This is a genomic window from Siminovitchia fordii DSM 16014 = CIP 108821 (assembly GCF_000374565.1).
Lineage (GTDB): Bacteria > Bacillota > Bacilli > Bacillales > Bacillaceae_C > Siminovitchia > Siminovitchia fordii.
Window position 1 is genome coordinate 146,795 of record NZ_KB894691.1, and the last position, 16,705, is coordinate 163,499.

The following is a 16,705-nucleotide window of genomic DNA, read 5'->3' on the forward strand; positions in this document are numbered from 1 at the left end:
ACCGGCGACCTCATCCTTACCATGGACTCAATGTAGGAATTCACATGAAATATTTATATGCAAAAAGGTTGTTTTACCAACAATATGAAATCATTATACACCAATTTAAAATATCATGAACCAAAATATTCGCCGTCATTTTGCCGGCAGACTGCCGGTACGAAAAAACCCTTCTCAATTTGAAGTGATCCCAAAAAGTTAGACACGGTTATTTCGTCAGACTGCATGTTAGTTGAACAATCGCAGACTATCGGTAAAGCCCGTCCGCCAAGTTGGGTATAGTGGCTTCCAGCCGTATTCCTCACGGGCCTTCCTGTTCGATGCCCCTCGCTCCCAACCGTTTCTGTTTGAAAGAGTTACTGGCATAGGTGCTCCTAACGATTGTGCGAAAAACGGTAGCCAGTCTAATCCTTTTGCCGGTTCGTCATCCACGACGTTCACTGGACCAGATGGCCATTGCAAAGCTAAAAGTGCTGCTTCCGCGGCATCCTCCACATGAAGAAAAGAAGTGACCCCATCGGTTGCAGGAACCTGCCTTTGAAGAATTTGTTCTGCCATAAATCCTTTAGGCTCATACCAAGTACCTGGACCATAGAACATTCCATAGCGCAGAATTACATGTTGTGGTATTTCAGTCACAGCTCTCTCCAGTGCTAATATGCCATCAATCGTCGTTTTTCGGGGTTCTTCTGCTAACACATCTAAAGGTACATCTTCTGTTGCAGTTCCCTCTCCCGGTTCATACGCCCAAGAAATGCTCTGAGCAATGATGCGCTTGACACCAACCGCTAGGGCGGCATCTACTAAATTTTGTGTACCTTCTATACGTATCCTAGTATTCTCCCAGAAATTGCGACTACTCAATGAAGTCAATTGATGAATTACAACGTCTGGTTGGGATTCTTCTAATGCTGATCGTAGTGCCTCGCGATCAAAAACATCAGAGATTAATGCTTTTGAACCCGTGTTTTCGATGTTGGATTTCTTACTTTCGTTTTGCGTGATTCCAATTACTTCATGACCAGCACGGATCAATTTTGGAAGCAAAAAACGTCCGACAGCTCCAGTAGCTCCAGCGACAAAAATTCTCATGAACCTTTCCTCCCAATAAATTTGCAAGATTAGGTATAATTCTACACTGTATCAAAATGGAAATATAGCATGTTCATTCTGACTTTGAGGATGATTTAATTTGGTCAAGGCGAAGAAGATTTTTAAGGAAAAAATAAATAACCCCTTTCTTTGAGAAAGAAATTATTTTTTAAGTTTTCTTGTCCAAGTACATGGTTCTGTTCACTCCCAATGTCATACTTTACCATTTGTATCGTTAAAATAGTACGGAACAATACAATGAAAAATTGGGAAAGATTTATTAGGTGCCACGAACTAAAATTTATCAATATTCATGCCCTCCGCCACACATCGGCCACCCTGTTGATCAATGAGGGAGTCCATGCAACTGAGCGTTTGGGCCACTCGGATATAAAAATGACAATGAATGTGTATGAACATGCTTTAAAACAGGCCGATGTACATGCTACGGCAAAATTAGACGATACTCTGTTTCGAACTAATAAAGTGCAATGAAATTCATTAAAAATCATCAAGTTACTCGCTTCGCCCCCAAAAGGCATTCGGGCCCATGAAAAAGATAAAAGCGACTCCCGGAAATATCAGGAATCGCTTTATATCAACGTTTATAGGGTAAGCTTCCAGCCGGGCTTGAACCGGCGACCTCATCCTTACCATGGATGCACTCTGCCAACTGAGCTATGGAAGCATGGCTCCGCAGGTAGGATTCGAACCTACGACCGATCGGTTAACAGCCGATAGCTCTACCACTGAGCTACTGCGGAATATTAAAATATAGAAAAGCCAACTCTTATTATAATCATTTTTTAAAATTATTCAAGAGGTCTTTATAAAAAAATGGATGAGGTAAATATAACAAGCCCGATCGGTGTATGTCAATATGTTGTTATGATTTTCCCCGATCGATTCCCCCGGCAGGGAGTATATATTTCATGCAGTCCTTATGAGCCGCAACGCGCTTGAACAGTGAAAAAAGCGTTTTGTATCTTTCCTCCATCGCTCTTTTGACAATATGCTCAATATGCTCGTTTTTTAAATCGAATAAAATTTCATCCATCTCACGTTTCAGCAGGTAAACGATCTCCTCTTTCTCCTGCTCGGTCATCAGCATCCCATACATGACTACACCTCATTCAGACTTTTGTATTCATAGCTATCCCCAAATTGCATGGCTTCATACACCATTTCAATTGGGTCTTTTAGGCATATGACATAATGGTTCGAGCATAGATTGTACAAGGATGGAGAATGAAGGTGATGAGATGAATTTTTTTGTTACATTAAGCGGAAGAAGAATCAAACAAGGGATCCTCATTGTGATTATTTCATTTTTCACTGCGCTCTTTTACTTTTCCCAATCAATTGTACAGTTTCCCGTCCTATCTGCGAAAGGTGAACCAAAAGCGATTTATAAAGGGGAAGAAGGAGTCGCCCTTACGTTTAATATTGGATGGGGAGATGTTCAAGCGGAGCCTGTTTTAAAAGTGCTGGAAGAAAAAGAAGTCCGGTCGGCGACGTTCTTCTTATCCGGTGCTTGGGCAGAAAGGCATCCTGAAGTTGTTGAAAAAATAAAAGAGATGGGCTTTGAAATTGGAAGTCTCGGTTATGCTTACGAAGATTACACCGAACTCGAAGATGAGGAAATAAGGCGGGACATAGACCGTTCCCTTGAAGTTTTTAAAAAGCTCGATATCAAAGAAGTGGAGCTACTTCGATCCCCTACTGGTCATTTTGACAAACGGACACTGAAAATAGCCGATGACATGGGATTGACCCTCATCCATTGGAGCTTAAATTCTCAGGATTGGAAAAATCCCGGTGTCAAGACGATCATCCAAAATGTCAGAAAGGTAAAAAAAGGGGATATTATTTTAATGCATGCATCAGATGCCGCAACCCAAACAGCTAAAGCACTGCCTGAGGTGCTTAGCGTCCTTCAAAACAAGGATAATTTAGTGACCGTTTCCTACATGATCGCAAACGGAAGAGTAAAAACAAAACTTATCCCTTAAAAAAGCGAACCCCTACGGTTCGCTTTTTTATTAAGAAAATGCTCAAGTTGCGATAACGCCAGTCTTGCGTCTATCGACTGGCGGACCTCGATACAAAGAAACACGAGACCAATGTCAGGTAGCAGCCTTTCTTGAATTGCCAAGATTAAGCCAATCACTGGCAGAAGGCAAACTCCCTATTTCGCCCTCTCATATCAAAGGCTCTCCAGTCTGTTCATCGCTAAACGGCACTTACGCTTTTGATTTTCCGGTTTTCGTCGACTTGTTTGCCTGCATATTTTTTTTGGCTTCGAGCCTTCGGGCTCTGTCCTCTTCCGACAAGCGGTTATATTTTGGAAGTACCAATATCTGGTATGCATTACAGGCAATCAGAGGGAAAATCATGAGAAAAAGCCAACTTTCTTCATTTATCCTCAAAACCGGCAACCATTCTAAAATAGTAATGACTACCATGAAAAACAATGCGGAAACAAAGGTTGTTCTCGATGTCGTTTTGGCTTTGAAAATAGCCGTGACCAAACCAGCAACCAAAATGAAAATGGCAAGACCGACATATGGAAGGATGCTCTCCCCTTCACCTGCAAATTTTTGAAAGCGAAGATAAACAAGATCAAAAAGAACAACGATTATAATAAAAATCTGAACAGCATTCCATAAAGAAATGGAACGAAATATCCCAAGACCAAACTGATGGATAAATAAATAAGCGAAAAAGCCGACCTGGCTTACCACGCTGAATATAAACCCTACTCCTACCAGCCAAATAAATGTTGAAAAAATGGCTCCTATATTCATTTCTGCAAAATAAGGCTGAAATTCACTCCATCGGATCAAAAAACCTAAAATGCCGGTGATGATCCCACCAAGAAAAAGAGTCGAAAAGAAAAAACGCAGCCAATTCCGGATTGTCACTGACCTAATCCTCCAATTATTATGTTATCTACCCGATTTTATCAAGCTTTTTTCAAAAAAGCCATTACTCGTGTAAATGTGCATAAATTCTTCACAAAGTCCCATATTAAAAATAGGTGAAACATTAGGAAAGGAGCGTTTTTATGAAGAAGGGAATCCTCCTGCTGCTCCTCGTCTGCTCATTGCTGATTGCCGCCTGTGGCGGAAAAGATCTTGATGCTGTACAGCCCGATTATGACCAGACGAAAAAAATGATGGTGGATATTTTAAAAACGGATGAAGGCAAGAAAGCTGTCAAGGATGTCTTGGCAGATGAAGAAATAAAACAGCAGCTTGTAATGGATCAAGCTGCTGTCAGAGATACAGTGGAAAAAACACTTACATCGGAAAAAGGACAGGAATTCTGGAAGAATTCCCTTGAGGATCCAAAATTTGCTGAATCCATGGCCAAAAGCATGAAAGAGCAAAATGAAGAACTGTTGAAAGCGTTAATGAAAGATCCCGAATACCAGGGAATGGTCATGGATATTTTAAAAGACCCTGCCTTTCAGAAAGATTTGTCTCAAGCGTTGAAAAGCAAAGAATTCAGGGAACAAATGCGTGAAGTTGTGACGGATACACTTGAAAGTCCGCTTTATAAAGCCAAATTGGAGGAAATGGCCAAAAAAGCCGCCTCCGAAAAAAAAGGCGATAAAGGCGGCGGGGATGAGAAAAAATAAGCCATTAAAGAAACATGCTGAGCATTATTAAAAAGCGCAAGTAGCATTTTGATCGGGGTGTTCAACAGGGCCCGGGTAATACGCTTAGACCCTTATGCCGCTTGGGCCTGGAGCTGGATATCATGCATCTATCCCAAAATAAAACTTAGTCTCATTTTATTTTTCCTTACCTCACATAAAAAGAGGCTGGGCATAACTAACCTAAAATAATAAAAAATGGTTCCAATCATCGGAATTTTGATGGTTGGAACTTTTTTTAAGGTTATTTTTACCTAAAAGAACACTGGTTGTTCATGGTTGTCTGTCCGGTTGGACATGCATCGAAACGCCAATTCCCGGTTCGGAATACTTTTCCAGTATTAAGCAGGCTTTCTTCGTATGTTCGAATAAACGTAGACCCATGCCAATGTTTATAGGACCATATTTTTTTGCCGCAGCTCGAAGGCTGGCCAAAGTAATGGAATTTGTTTCCAACACTGTGTTATACAATTTCACATTTTTAAACGGCAATGCATTAATACTCTCCCTACTCCTCTCAATACATCTGTGAAAAAAGCACTATTCTGTCCACGTTTTATTGATGATCGGCAAAGTTTTCATATATCATTACTAAAAAAGAGAGTTGAATTTGATGAAAAGATATTGGTTTGCATTGTTCGTTTTAGTTTTTCTGTTCGCAGGATGCAGTTCGGCTGAAAAAGAGGAAAAACAATCGGCAGCTCCTGAAAAACAGGCAGAAGAAGCAGAAACATCCGTACAGCCTGAGGAAGAATATCAGCCAAAAGAAGTAAAGTATTATGATATCAAAGATCCGGGCCGGGAGCTTACTGACCTGGAAAAAGAGATGCTTCGCTACCCGGGTATATATAGCGGCGACAAGTATGATGAAGAAAAAGTAAAAGAAACACTTGACCAGCTGCCGGACAATTTGACCCCGGAACAATATGCAGACGAACTTAAATATCTTTTTACTGAAGACTATCACGAAGAGCTGGAACCCCTCCTTCACTTTGATCCCAATGTTGAAGTGAATATTGACCGGCCCGATGAATCTGTAGACGCCCCTGTATTAAAGAAGGCACATTTTGCCATTTTAATTGATGCCAGCGGAAGCATGAAGGCAGCAGCGGGAAATAAAACACGTATGGAAGCCGCCAAAGAGGCCGTGCTTGAGTTTGCGGAACAGGTTCCGGAAGAAGCAACCATATCCATGCGGGTGTATGGCCATAAAGGTTCAGGAAGCGATGCGGACAAGAATTTGTCGTGCAGCAGTTCAGAAACATTTTACAACGATACTTTTGACAAAGGGAACTTTCGCTCAGCTCTTGAGCAGGTGAAGCCTGCCGGCTGGACGCCGATTGGGCTTGCCCTTGAAAAAGTAAAGGGAGACATCCCCGAAGATGCCGATGATGTGGTCGTTTACGTTGTGAGCGACGGCATTGAAACATGCGGCGGAGATCCTGTAAAAGCCGCCAAAGATTTGGTGTCCGATGAAATCGAAACCGTTGTGAATATTATTGGCTTTGATGTGGACAATGAAGGCCAAAAGCTGCTGAAAGAAGTGGCCAGTGCAGGCAATGGGGAGTTTATGTACGTTCACTCCGAGCGGGATCTGAAAGAATATATGAGAGCCCAATACGAAGAAATTAAAAGGGCATGGATTAAATGGAAAGAAGAAGGAAAACTACAGTCGATCCATACGCGACAGGAAAAGGGACTGCTCGCCATTGACATTAAACAGAACATGATACAGAAAGCTATCCGTGAAAGACAAAGAATGGAGCAGGCGCAGCTCTATTTAAAACAGAAATTCACTGAACCGGGGCATCCGATTTCAGAAGTCTTTTCCATGGTGTCTAAATACGGAAGCGAAAAATACAACTATGCTTCGGAAGAAGGAAGCAAGGCCTTCAGAGAAAGTACGGACAGCGGCGTTAAACAGTATAAAAAGTTTGAAGAAGAAGGATTGAAGAAAATAGAAGAAATGGATGAAAAGAAGAATGAATAAGCTTGGAAGGCTGGTTTTGCCCAGAAAGATAATTTCCCCAACTTAGTTATCTATGCATGTAATGTCCAAACTCCAAGTATTGGAAATATTAAATGAAGCAGGTGGAATAAATTTTTGCTCCACCTGCTTTTATTCATGGTTTGTATCCCAATCCAAGTGCGTGTGACTGAAATAGTTAAATATTTGCACGAATCCATTATTTGAATCCTTATTGTAAGGCTGGGATAACCCGGTGAAAATCAAAAACCGCGAGAAATCAAATTTGGAAAACCTTGATTTCTTGCGGTTTTACTTTTGGGGCTTATACCCATTTCAATTATTTTTACTTATTGCCCCTTTTCGGATGGCGGATGACCACCCTCCAAAACACTAATTTATTTTTCCAACTCATGAAGGACTTTTTCTGCAATACTATGATAAACTTGTCCAACTTTATGCGATTCATCATAAATGGACGGGGCAAAGTCATCTTCATTCCAGTCAGGCTGCTGCAGCGGCAGCTTCCCTAGCAACTCCGTACGAAGCTCTTCCGCAAGTTTTTCTCCTCCACCTTGACCAAAAACGTATTCTTTTTCACCTGTCAGTTTGCTTTCAAAATAGGACATATTTTCAACTACACCTAAGATTTCATGGTTTGTACGAAGTGCCATTGCTCCTGCACGGGCTGCAACAAAAGCAGCAGTAGGATGCGGTGTCGTCACGATAATTTCTTTCGTACTCGGCAACATGGTATGGACATCAAGCGCCACATCCCCTGTTCCCGGAGGGAGGTCAAGCAGCAGGTAATCCAAGTCTCCCCATTCCACTTCCGTAAAGAAGTTGTTAAGCATTTTTCCAAGCATCGGGCCACGCCATATCACCGGAGCATTGTCTTCCACGAAGAAAGCCATGGAAATGACCTTCACGCCAAACCGATCCACTGGAAGGATCTTTTTCCCTCTGACAACCGGACGCTCTGTAATTCCCATCATATCCGGAACACTAAATCCGTATATATCCGCATCAACAAGGCCGACCTTTTTGCCCAGACGTGCCAGCGCAACAGCCAAGTTGACGGAGACGGTTGATTTTCCAACGCCGCCTTTTCCGCTTGCAATCGCAATGAACGTTGTTTTACTGTCAGGTGAAAGCAGACCCCCTGCCGTTTCATCAGGCAGATCGCCTGCTGCGCGGTGTTTCTCCAACTCTTCTTCCGGCAGCTCTGTGAATCGGATTCCAACCGTAGCAGCACCAGCCTCTTTTAAAAGCTGAACGATTTGAGATTGGAGTTGCATCTGTTCCGGAGTTCCTGTCTTGGCCAGTGCAACTTTTACACTGACATGTTCCTTCTCCTCTTTGACCTTCACCTCTGTAATCCCATTTGTTTCCTCTAACTTCTTATGTAAAAGCGGATCTTTTAATTCTTTCAGAATGTCGAACGCCTGTTGTTCAGTAACCAATTTTTGCACCGTCCTTTTATCGATTTGAACTTAAGTTTCAGTATAACATATTCAAGTTATTTTCTATGAAAAGACGCTCCGTTAAGACAGATGAGGAGGGCCTTTCAGAAAGTTCTTGTTCAGCGAAGGCCATTCCCCTTAGTCTTTTAATGTTTCCTTTGTAAAATACCTCATGATTCCCCGATAGATGGCCGCAGCCACTTTATCCTGATAGTTGTCCTCCATTAAAGATGCCCGCTCACCCGGATTCGATAGAAAGCCGATTTCAACCAAGGCTCCGGGCTTCTTAGAGTGCTTAATCAAATAGATATTGTTGATAATTTTTTCTTTACGATCCGTGTTCTCAAGACTTGTAATCAGTTCTTCTTGGATCAATTTGGCTGCCCGTTTATTTTCAGCCAAATGGGGCGAATAGAAGGTCTGCGCGCCTCTCCATCTTGGGGAAGGGATAGAATTTAAATGGATGCTAATAAATAAGTCCGCTTCAGATTCATTGACCAATTCCAGCCGCTTCTTCAAATCGGCTGTTTTCCTCCTGCTGAGCCCCTTGGTCTCCGGATCCGCCAGGTCAGTGTCAGCTTCCCTTGTCATCAGAACTAGTGCTCCTTGACTCTGCAGGTAATCCCGCAGTTTAAATGCCACTTCCAGGGCGATTTCTTTCTCGAGCGCTTCACTGTCACCCGCTCCTCCGTCCGGGCCGCCATGTCCCGGATCCAAGTATATAATTTTCCCTGTCAATGGCAGGTTCCATGTATCAAATGAATCCCGTGGAATGAATTGGTATTGTACAATTAAAAATATAAGTGTCGTACCGATGATGAAAAAAGTGACTTTTGTCTTTTTTCGCATGCGATCTTCCCCTTTGCAATGCTTTCCTCACAATAGCATATGGGACAAGATGTTTATTTAGAACAAAATGAGCCCGCACACGGGTAAGAAATCTGGTCTGTATAACAGGTATTTAACTGTAAGTTTTTCCACATATTTATCCGAGTACCTAAAAAAGGAAAGTGCATCAATGCGCACTTTCCTTTTAAAAAACTTCCTGCGGGAACAACAAATTTGAATTACGGAAATAATCTTCAAACAGATCTTTGGATACCGGCTTGCTGAACAGATATCCTTGCCCCTGAATACACCCGCCGCTGTTCAGAAGTTCAAGTTGTTCCGTACTTTCAACCCCTTCAGCGATCACATTGATATCCAATGTTTCAGCAAGTGTTAAAATGGCATTGACAATCGCTTTGCTTTCAACGTTTTTATGGACATCCCTTATAAAAGAAGAGTCAATTTTTATCGTATCAACAGGCAGATGTTTAACATAGCTGAAGGTACTATAGCCGGTGCCGAAATCATCTACGGAAATTTGAACACCAAAACCCCTGATTTCCTCCAATATGGATGCGGCGTTTTCAAGGTCCGCAAAGACGGTTTCGGTTACCTCAAGTTCCAGCCATTTCGGATCAAGCCCCGTTTCATTTAACACTTCAATCACCTGCTGAAGCATGTCCGCTTGTTCAAGTTGGCGAACTGAAACATTTACTGATACAGCGACATGCGGGTAACCCATTTCCTGCCATCTTTTATTCTGTTTGCAGGCTTCACGCAGCACCCACTCTCCGATCGGAATGACTAAGCCTGTTTCCTCCGCAATCGGAATGAATTTATTTGGCGGTATTCTCCCCAGGTCCGGATGATTCCAGCGGACAAGTGCTTCCATACCAACTAACGTCCTTTTGGAGAAGTCAATCTTTGGCTGGTAATCCAAATAAAATTGCTCAAGCTCCATGGCCTTTCTTAGTTCATTTTCCAGCAAAATCCGCTCTAAAGATTTTTCTTCCATATCAGCGTTAAAGAGCGCATAGCCGCTTCTTCCCCGTTCTTTCACCGCGTAAAGAGCGGTGTCGGCCCGTTTTAATAATTCATCGGGGTTCTTTCCATGATCGGGGTATATCGCGACCCCTATGCTGGATGAAAGGAAAATTTCTTTTCCCGGAATGTGAACCGCCCCCTCAAAGCCCTTTTGAACTCTTTCCGCCAACGATTTTACATCCGCTTCATTTTCGATATTATCAAGAAGAACCGTAAACTCATCCCCACCGATTCTTGAGACGAAGTCTGTTGAACGAAGTGATTGTTTGATGCGGTTTGCCGCTTCTATGAGAATAAAATCGCCGGTATCGTGACCCAAAGAATCATTCACATATTTAAAGCGGTCCAAATCAATAAACATGACCGCCACTTTTGAAGACCCTTTTACCTTTGCAATCCTTTTTTGCAGCTCATTCATAAATAATCTCCGGTTTGGCAGGTCAGTCAGCGTGTCGTGAAACGCAAGATGATATATTTTCTGCTCCGATTTTTTCCGTTCTGTTATATCCCTTGTGACAAGCATTACCTTTCTTACATCGCCCATATCGTTTAAGATAGAATTCATCTTGGCCTCTGCATAAATATACTTACCGGATTTTGTCCTTAAATGAAACTCAAGCTGGGAAGCGACCTTCTTCTTTTCCCAAAGCTGTTCTATTTCTTCTTTCAGTGCATTCCGGCTATCTTCATGAATCAAATCAAAGATGGTTCCCTTTTTGATCTCTGCCGCCCCATACCTCAGCAACGGTTCGTGTGATGGTGATACGTACAGGAAGTTCCCTCCTGCATCTACGGTTGAGATAAGGTCAGAGGAGTTTTCCGTAATGAGGCGGTATCTTTCTTCACTTTTTCTGATTTTCTCTTCCATTTCCTTCCGTGAAGTGATATCATTCCGAATCGCGATATAACGGTATGGTTTTCCTTTTTCATTTAAAAAAGGGACAATCGTCGTATCCACCCAATATAATGAACCATCCTTTGCCTTGTTGCGGATTTCTCCTTTCCAGACATGTCCATTGCCAATTGACGCCCACATATCCTTGAAAAAGCTCTTTGGGTGATAATGGGAATTTAGAATCCGGTGATCTTGCCCGATCAATTCAACGCGACTGTATTTGGATATTTTACAAAATAAATCGTTGACATAAAGTATTTTTCCCCGCTGATCTGTGATCGCAACAATCGAAGATTGATCCAATGCATACTTGATATCGGCCAGTTCTTTCAGAACTTGCTCCAAATCCGTCTGATCGGACAATTCATAGTCATGAAGATGAAGCTTCGACACTTCTTCCACCGTCCTGTCTGCTTTTCCCATATCTTTCTCCTCCATACCTACTAAAAATGACTAAATCTCTATATAAAACTCCTTAATTTTCTATTTTTACATTACTTCTATCATAGCACGATAGGAGGATGCCAGATACTTTTTCCTAGTCCCTTGAGATAAAAATGAAAGCTCCTTTCACAATCTCGTCAAATAAGGAAAAGGCCAGAAACACAATGCCCTGACCAGTTATACCTGTTTTTTTAATGCCCACGCAAAGGCCTGCTTTTCCTTGGATATATGAACAATTGGATTCTCTTGAAAATAAGTTCTTGGCAAAAATGACACCATCGTATTATGATGAATAAAAAAATCTGCGGCACAGATACGCCAGCGATCATGGTGAATATCTCCACGATATAGATGTTTTCCCTGTTTTGTAAAAAAGCAATACCGTTCATAAAGGAAAAACTCCAAAGTACCTCTGGCTGGTATGAAAAATTCAGATTTAGGCTTGTAACTGATAGAAAAACTTTCGTCCCGACAACCAGGGTGTTTCCTTCGACTTTTAAAATGAATTTTATCCTCTTCGTGATTCAGGTTCATGGATGCATGCTTGTAAGGGAGCAGTGCAGAAGTCTTCGCCCCAAGGACAACAGGCCAACTGTCCGCATCCAGACTCAGAAAATAAATACCGGGCGTCCCTTTGTACGATACATAGACACGGACATTTAACTCCAAAAAGGAATGCAGAAACGGGATAGGCGGAAGTCCTCTCACCCTTGACCGGGAAGCAAGAAAAGGAGTAAGGCCAAGCCATGAAGTACCGTCGAATTGATCAATTTCAAGTTCGCTTGGCACATATTCCCTTAGTGCCTCAACCGGGACCCTCCAATGGCTGAACAATAGATGATGCCATTCTTGCGTCATAATCCAGGGCCTCCGAGGTACAGGAAACGGACGGTGCGATGTCTCTGAAAACTCCTTATGCATAACAAAAAGCTCCTTCCGTTCAAACTTTTCCTTATTTATTCCCCTTCATCAGTTTCTTAAGCGGGATCATAAGAAATGGAACGGAAAAGCAGGAGCTTTTCTTACAACACTTTATTCAAAAACGCTTTGGTTCTATCTGATTTGGGTTCCGTAAAAATTTGAGACGGGACATCCGCTTCCACAATGACGCCCCCGTCCATAAATATGACGCGGTCAGCCACTTCCCGTGCGAATCCCATTTCATGGGTGACAACAACCATTGTCATGCCTTCAAGTGCCAGCTGTTTCATGACTTCAAGCACCTCTCCGACAAGCTCGGGGTCAAGGGCCGAAGTCGGTTCATCGAATAGCATGACTTTTGGCTGCATTGCAAGCGCACGGGCAATCGCCACACGCTGCTGCTGTCCCCCTGACAATTGCCTTGGATAGCTGTTTGCCTTATCGGAAAGACCTACTTTTTTCAACAGTTCAACCGCAAGGGCTTTTGCTTCCTCATTATTTATTTTTCGTATTTTTTTAGGGGCCAGAGTAATGTTTTCCAAAACCGTCTTATGAGGAAACAAATTAAACTGCTGAAAAACCATTCCTACTTCCGTGCGCACCGTATTGATATCCGTTTTTCGATCATTCAAATGATGGCCATTGATCACAATATCCCCGTCTGTCATTTCTTCCAGCATGTTCAAGCAGCGGAGGAAAGTACTTTTTCCTGAGCCGCTCGGCCCGATGACGCAGACGACTTCCTGCGGATCAATTTCACATGTTATTCCTTTCAACACCTCAAGATCGCCGAATTTTTTATGCAGATTGTTAACTTGTATCATTCTGTTTCCAACCTTCTTTCAAAAAAGCGTAAAACCATTGATAAACTGAAGGTAATGACTAAATAAAAGAGAGCTACCGTCGTATATATTTCCACTGCATTAAAATGGTTGGCTGCAATCAAACGTCCTTGGAAAATCAGTTCGGGTACGAGAATGACAGACAATAAAGACGTATCCTTGATGCTGATAATAAATTGGTTTCCAAGCGGCGGGATCATCCGTTTAAATGCCTGCGGCCAAATGATATGTAGCATCGTCTGCTGATGATTCAGTCCTAGAGACCGCCCGGCCTCCATCTGGCCTTTATCGATCGATTGGACGGCTCCACGGACAATCTCCGCTATGTATGCTCCCGAATTGACTGCGATTACAATAATCCCCGCGGTAATGGAATCCAAATTTTTCCCGATAATTAAAGGAAGGGCAAAGAAAATCCAAATTGCCTGAACCAGTACGGGAGTTCCGCGGATTATCTCCACGTACACGGTAGAGATAAAGTAAAAAACCTTATTCTTGGCCACTCTTCCTATGCCGAAGAGAGCCCCCAAAGCAAAACCGATTAAAAGTCCGACAATTGAAATGAGCAGCGTGTAATACAATCCTTTTGTCAAATCCGGCAGGAACTCGATGACTCCTGCCCAATCAAATCTACCAATCATCACTTCACCTCTTAATAGAAAAGCGTAAGACACACAGCCTTGGGACAAGCACAAATTAAATCAAGACGTGGGAGGCCTTAAGCCACCGCAGAAAAGAAGCAGAAGATTTTACTCACGTCAAGCGAAACATCCTGAATGTGCTTTCTAGCTGCCTTGTAACCATGAGCCGATGTGCCTGCCGACTTAAAGCGTCACGTCTTGGCGCCGTCGGAGCTGGACATAACACAAAAGAACTCAAAAGAAAACTTGGTTTTACGTTCTTTACTTCTATGAGTAAAAGGGTGTAACAATAGCAGTTACACCCTTTTTACTGCAGAATCACGTCTTATTCAGGTTTTTCGCCAAACCACTTTTCATAGATTTCATCATATTTTCCACTCTCTTTTAATGAAGCCAAAGCTTCGTTGACCTTGCTTACAAGTTCGTCCTGCCCTTTAGCGAAGGCAATTCCGTATTGCTCAGCTTGATACAGATCTCCAACCATCTTTAGGCTGTCTTCCCCTTTGGTCCGGATATAATAAGCTACATTGGGAGAGTCATAGAGAATTGCATCGGCACTGCCATTTTCAACAGCCAAATACGCTTGGTCCAATTGTTCGAACTGGCTGGCTTTCGCTCCCTCGATATTCTTTTTTATATAATCCGCACTTGTAGACCCGAGCCTTGTTGCAACCGTTTTCTCTTTTAAATCTTCTATTCCGTTAATATCTTTATTATCAACGGCAACACCGATCCTGAGGCCTGCATCGTAATACGGGTCACTGAAATCAACTGTTTTCTTACGTTCATCCGTAATAGTGATGCCGGCAATGGCAATATCAAAAGATCCCGTCTGCAAACCTGGGATGATTCCGTCAAAATTTGTTGTCTCCAGCTTGACTTCAAAACCGACTTCATCAGCGATTGCATTGATCAAGTCGATATCAAATCCGACATATTCTCCATCTTCTTTAAACTCAAAAGGTACGAAAGAGGTGTCACTTGCAACCGTATATGTATCTTTCAAACCGCCATCTCCGCTTTTTTCACTTTCCTTGTCGGCGTTGTCTGAACCTCCGCTTGTGCTTTCAGACCCTCCACCGCCGCATGCGGCTAGGACAAACATCATAGCAATCAACAAAATTCCCCAGAGACTTCTTTTCTTTATTTCCATGACCGTACTCCCCCTTTTCCGTCTTGTAAGTGTTTTCATGATTATGCTAACTATATCAAAGTTTATCTTTTTAGAAAAGTGCCTATATTTCTCAAATTATAGTATTATCTGTCTTATGAGGCAGTTCGTGGCACTTTAGGGCTATATTGCTTGCTCTTTTTCCGAAATGCGGCTTGGAAAGTGCCTATGGAAGCTAAAAAATTGTTCAATAGATATATTAAAAACCGTAGAGAAAACATCGTTCCTCTACGGTTTCTAATAGGCACCATTAATACTTTTGGCCATACGTTTGAAATTTCTCTTCCATATGCATCATCTCTTCATCCTCTAATATTACAGGGTCCCCTATCGATTTGGCACGATAGTATACTTCGGCGCAAAATTCAATTTCCTCCGCAATATTAAAAGCATTTTTAATATCATGTGCTCCGGTCAATAAGCCATGGTTTGCCAAAAGAACCGCTTTTCTGTTATCCATTGCTTTAAAGGCATTCTCTGCCAGTTCTTTTGTTCCAAAACTCGCGTATTCGGCACACCTGACATTTTTTCCAGCATAAGCCACAAGATATGACACTGCCGGAAGACTCCATCTCAGTGCTGAAAGAGTTTTGGCAAACACAGAATGTGTATGTACAACAGCATTTATATCTGTACGCTTTCTGTAAAAGATCGAATGCATCTCTAACTCACTTGACGGCGTTCGTTGACTATCAACGATCCGATTCTCCAGGTCAAGAACCACAACATCTTCAGGCCTCATTGTGTCATACTCGATTCCACTGGGACTAATAGCCATCAATTGCTTCTGTCGATTAAAGATACTGATGTTACCCCCTGTACCTTTTGTTAGACCGCTGGATAACAGTCTGTTACAGTATTCGACGATGTCCCGCCTCTCTTGTTCCATAATCAATTGGGCGGCCTCCCTATACAAGTATTTAATTGGATTGTTTTGCTATGATTACGTTTGTACCATTTTCCCGGTATTGTTCTAGGCATTTTTGCTGCTCCTCGTTAAAAGGAACGACTTCATCCGTAATTAACGTATTTACACTTTCTGCTGGGCAAATTTTAAAGAAAGCAATTGTATTTATTTTAGTATGGTCCGCCAATAAATATAGATAGGTGGAGCGCATAATAATGGCTTGCTTCGCTTCTCCTTCATCAATGAGGCTGTCTGTAACTCCATCATTAAAATTTAAAGATTTGCAGGAGATGAATGCCTTATCAATGTATATAGATTCCAAATACTTGGAGATTGAAGAGCCGAATACTGACAGGGATGTCCTTCTTAGAAACCCTCCGAGTAATATGATTGTTATATCCGGATCACTGGATAACTCAACCGCTATATTGATATTGTTCGTAACTACCGTCACCTTTTTCTTGAATTTGATATGACGGCTTAATTCCAAAGCGGTTGTACTCGCATCAAAAGCAATGACATCTCCATCTTCTATAAATTTTACAGCCTCCAAGGCAATGAATCTTTTCTCAAGACTATTTCTGCCTTTCCTCTCCTCAATGGATCCTTCATGTTCTTTTTCCCGGATTTCTTTCAACCGAACCCCGCCATAAACTTTTAATACTTTTCCTTCCTTCTCCAATTTATCTATATCCCTGCGAATAGTCATTTCTGAAACAGAGAATTTTTGACTTAAGTAGGATATCTCTGCATAATCTTTTGATTTTAATATGTTTACAATCTCGTCTCTGCGCGCACTAGGTAAAGTTACCATTTTCTATTGCTCATCC

17 protein-coding genes and 2 tRNA genes are annotated in these 16,705 nt (G+C 42.1%); 4 read left to right on the forward strand and 15 right to left on the reverse strand.

Annotation, left to right across the window (positions count from 1 at the left end):
- Positions 1–228 precede the first annotated feature (228 nt).
- On the reverse strand, positions 229–1,092 hold the full coding sequence (locus C509_RS0111595; RefSeq protein WP_018707101.1) for an NAD-dependent epimerase/dehydratase family protein: 864 nt from the start codon (positions 1,090–1,092) through the stop codon (positions 229–231).
- A gap of 210 nt (positions 1,093–1,302) precedes the next feature.
- Between C509_RS0111595 and C509_RS25550 the strand changes: the two genes are divergently transcribed.
- A complete protein-coding gene (locus C509_RS25550; RefSeq protein WP_083934583.1) occupies positions 1,303–1,587 on the forward strand; it encodes a tyrosine-type recombinase/integrase in 285 nt (94 codons plus the stop codon).
- Positions 1,588–1,707: 120 nt separating this feature from the next.
- On the opposite strand, the gene C509_RS0111605 is transcribed toward C509_RS25550, so the two are convergent.
- From C509_RS0111605 to C509_RS0111615, 3 genes are all read right to left on the reverse strand, one after another.
- A tRNA-Thr gene (locus C509_RS0111605) sits at positions 1,708–1,780 on the reverse strand.
- 1 nt (position 1,781) lies between these two features.
- Positions 1,782–1,856: transfer RNA gene (locus C509_RS0111610), tRNA-Asn, on the reverse strand.
- Positions 1,857–1,978: 122 nt separating this feature from the next.
- Positions 1,979–2,212 (reverse strand): hypothetical protein, encoded by a 234-nt coding sequence (locus tag C509_RS0111615; RefSeq protein ID WP_018707103.1) that lies wholly within the window; start codon positions 2,210–2,212, stop codon positions 1,979–1,981.
- A 142-nt stretch (positions 2,213–2,354) separates the two neighbouring features.
- On the opposite strand from C509_RS0111615, the gene C509_RS0111620 reads away from it, so the two are divergent.
- Entirely contained in the window at positions 2,355–3,104 is a 750-nt protein-coding gene (locus C509_RS0111620; protein WP_018707104.1) for a polysaccharide deacetylase family protein, read from the forward strand.
- 231 nt (positions 3,105–3,335) lie between these two features.
- Here C509_RS0111620 and C509_RS0111630 read toward each other — a convergent pair whose 3' ends face one another.
- Positions 3,336–4,016: a KinB-signaling pathway activation protein gene (locus C509_RS0111630; protein ID WP_018707106.1), complete on the reverse strand. Its 681-nt coding sequence runs from the start codon at positions 4,014–4,016 to the stop codon at positions 3,336–3,338.
- 143 nt (positions 4,017–4,159) lie between these two features.
- Here C509_RS0111630 and gerD point away from each other — a divergent pair, with 143 nt between their 5' ends.
- The gene (gene gerD / locus C509_RS0111635) at positions 4,160–4,735 is read left to right on the forward strand and encodes a spore germination lipoprotein GerD (RefSeq protein ID WP_018707107.1); all 576 of its coding nucleotides are present in this window, start codon (positions 4,160–4,162) and stop codon (positions 4,733–4,735) included.
- Positions 4,736–5,026: 291 nt separating this feature from the next.
- Here gerD and C509_RS27515 read toward each other — a convergent pair whose 3' ends face one another.
- Positions 5,027–5,245, reverse strand: coding sequence for a hypothetical protein (locus tag C509_RS27515; RefSeq protein WP_018707108.1), 219 nt, complete (start codon positions 5,243–5,245; stop codon positions 5,027–5,029).
- A 121-nt stretch (positions 5,246–5,366) separates the two neighbouring features.
- On the opposite strand from C509_RS27515, the gene C509_RS0111645 reads away from it, so the two are divergent.
- Positions 5,367–6,743, forward strand: a complete 1,377-nt coding sequence (locus tag C509_RS0111645) for a vWA domain-containing protein (protein WP_018707109.1) — start codon at positions 5,367–5,369, stop codon at positions 6,741–6,743.
- A gap of 374 nt (positions 6,744–7,117) precedes the next feature.
- Here the strand turns inward: C509_RS0111645 and C509_RS0111650 are convergent, their stop codons facing one another.
- The 9 genes from C509_RS0111650 to C509_RS0111695 form a co-directional block, all read right to left on the reverse strand.
- The gene (locus C509_RS0111650) at positions 7,118–8,182 is read right to left on the reverse strand and encodes an Mrp/NBP35 family ATP-binding protein (protein ID WP_018707110.1); all 1,065 of its coding nucleotides are present in this window, start codon (positions 8,180–8,182) and stop codon (positions 7,118–7,120) included.
- Between the two features lie 138 nt (positions 8,183–8,320).
- Complete coding sequence (gene cwlD, locus C509_RS0111655) at positions 8,321–9,031, reverse strand: N-acetylmuramoyl-L-alanine amidase CwlD (RefSeq protein WP_018707111.1); 711 nt, start codon at positions 9,029–9,031, stop codon at positions 8,321–8,323.
- Between the two features lie 184 nt (positions 9,032–9,215).
- Positions 9,216–11,372, reverse strand: a complete 2,157-nt coding sequence (locus C509_RS0111660) for a bifunctional diguanylate cyclase/phosphodiesterase (RefSeq protein WP_018707112.1) — start codon at positions 11,370–11,372, stop codon at positions 9,216–9,218.
- Positions 11,373–11,570: 198 nt separating this feature from the next.
- The gene (locus tag C509_RS0111670) at positions 11,571–12,251 is read right to left on the reverse strand and encodes a YqjF family protein (protein WP_018707114.1); all 681 of its coding nucleotides are present in this window, start codon (positions 12,249–12,251) and stop codon (positions 11,571–11,573) included.
- A gap of 164 nt (positions 12,252–12,415) precedes the next feature.
- Positions 12,416–13,138, reverse strand: coding sequence for an amino acid ABC transporter ATP-binding protein (locus C509_RS0111675; protein ID WP_018707115.1), 723 nt, complete (start codon positions 13,136–13,138; stop codon positions 12,416–12,418).
- Complete coding sequence (locus C509_RS0111680) at positions 13,135–13,797, reverse strand: amino acid ABC transporter permease (RefSeq protein WP_018707116.1); 663 nt, start codon at positions 13,795–13,797, stop codon at positions 13,135–13,137. The genes C509_RS0111675 and C509_RS0111680 overlap by 4 nt, the downstream gene beginning before the upstream one ends.
- A 325-nt stretch (positions 13,798–14,122) precedes the next feature.
- Complete coding sequence (locus C509_RS0111685) at positions 14,123–14,950, reverse strand: glutamine ABC transporter substrate-binding protein (protein WP_018707117.1); 828 nt, start codon at positions 14,948–14,950, stop codon at positions 14,123–14,125.
- Positions 14,951–15,218: 268 nt separating this feature from the next.
- Positions 15,219–15,863: an L-fuculose-phosphate aldolase gene (locus C509_RS0111690; protein ID WP_018707118.1), complete on the reverse strand. Its 645-nt coding sequence runs from the start codon at positions 15,861–15,863 to the stop codon at positions 15,219–15,221.
- 25 nt (positions 15,864–15,888) lie between these two features.
- Complete coding sequence (locus C509_RS0111695) at positions 15,889–16,689, reverse strand: DeoR/GlpR family DNA-binding transcription regulator (protein WP_018707119.1); 801 nt, start codon at positions 16,687–16,689, stop codon at positions 15,889–15,891.
- Positions 16,690–16,705: the final 16 nt, after the last annotated feature.

Bases quoted from the DNA above. Each gene is read 5' to 3' on its own strand.
- C509_RS0111595 (WP_018707101.1), bottom strand. From the start codon at position 1,092: ATGAGAATTTTTGTCGCTGGAGCTACTGGAGCTGTCGGACGTTTTTTG.
- C509_RS25550 (WP_083934583.1), top strand. From the start codon at position 1,303: ATGTCATACTTTACCATTTGTATCGTTAAAATAGTACGGAACAATACA.
- C509_RS0111615 (WP_018707103.1), bottom strand. From the start codon at position 2,212: ATGTATGGGATGCTGATGACCGAGCAGGAGAAAGAGGAGATCGTTTAC.
- C509_RS0111620 (WP_018707104.1), top strand. From the start codon at position 2,355: ATGAATTTTTTTGTTACATTAAGCGGAAGAAGAATCAAACAAGGGATC.
- gerD (WP_018707107.1), top strand. From the start codon at position 4,160: ATGAAGAAGGGAATCCTCCTGCTGCTCCTCGTCTGCTCATTGCTGATT.
- C509_RS0111645 (WP_018707109.1), top strand. From the start codon at position 5,367: ATGAAAAGATATTGGTTTGCATTGTTCGTTTTAGTTTTTCTGTTCGCA.
- cwlD (WP_018707111.1), bottom strand. From the start codon at position 9,031: ATGCGAAAAAAGACAAAAGTCACTTTTTTCATCATCGGTACGACACTT.
- C509_RS0111660 (WP_018707112.1), bottom strand. From the start codon at position 11,372: ATGGGAAAAGCAGACAGGACGGTGGAAGAAGTGTCGAAGCTTCATCTT.
- C509_RS0111670 (WP_018707114.1), bottom strand. From the start codon at position 12,251: ATGACGCAAGAATGGCATCATCTATTGTTCAGCCATTGGAGGGTCCCG.
- C509_RS0111675 (WP_018707115.1), bottom strand. From the start codon at position 13,138: ATGATACAAGTTAACAATCTGCATAAAAAATTCGGCGATCTTGAGGTG.
- C509_RS0111680 (WP_018707116.1), bottom strand. From the start codon at position 13,797: ATGATTGGTAGATTTGATTGGGCAGGAGTCATCGAGTTCCTGCCGGAT.
- C509_RS0111685 (WP_018707117.1), bottom strand. From the start codon at position 14,950: ATGGAAATAAAGAAAAGAAGTCTCTGGGGAATTTTGTTGATTGCTATG.
- C509_RS0111695 (WP_018707119.1), bottom strand. From the start codon at position 16,689: ATGGTAACTTTACCTAGTGCGCGCAGAGACGAGATTGTAAACATATTA.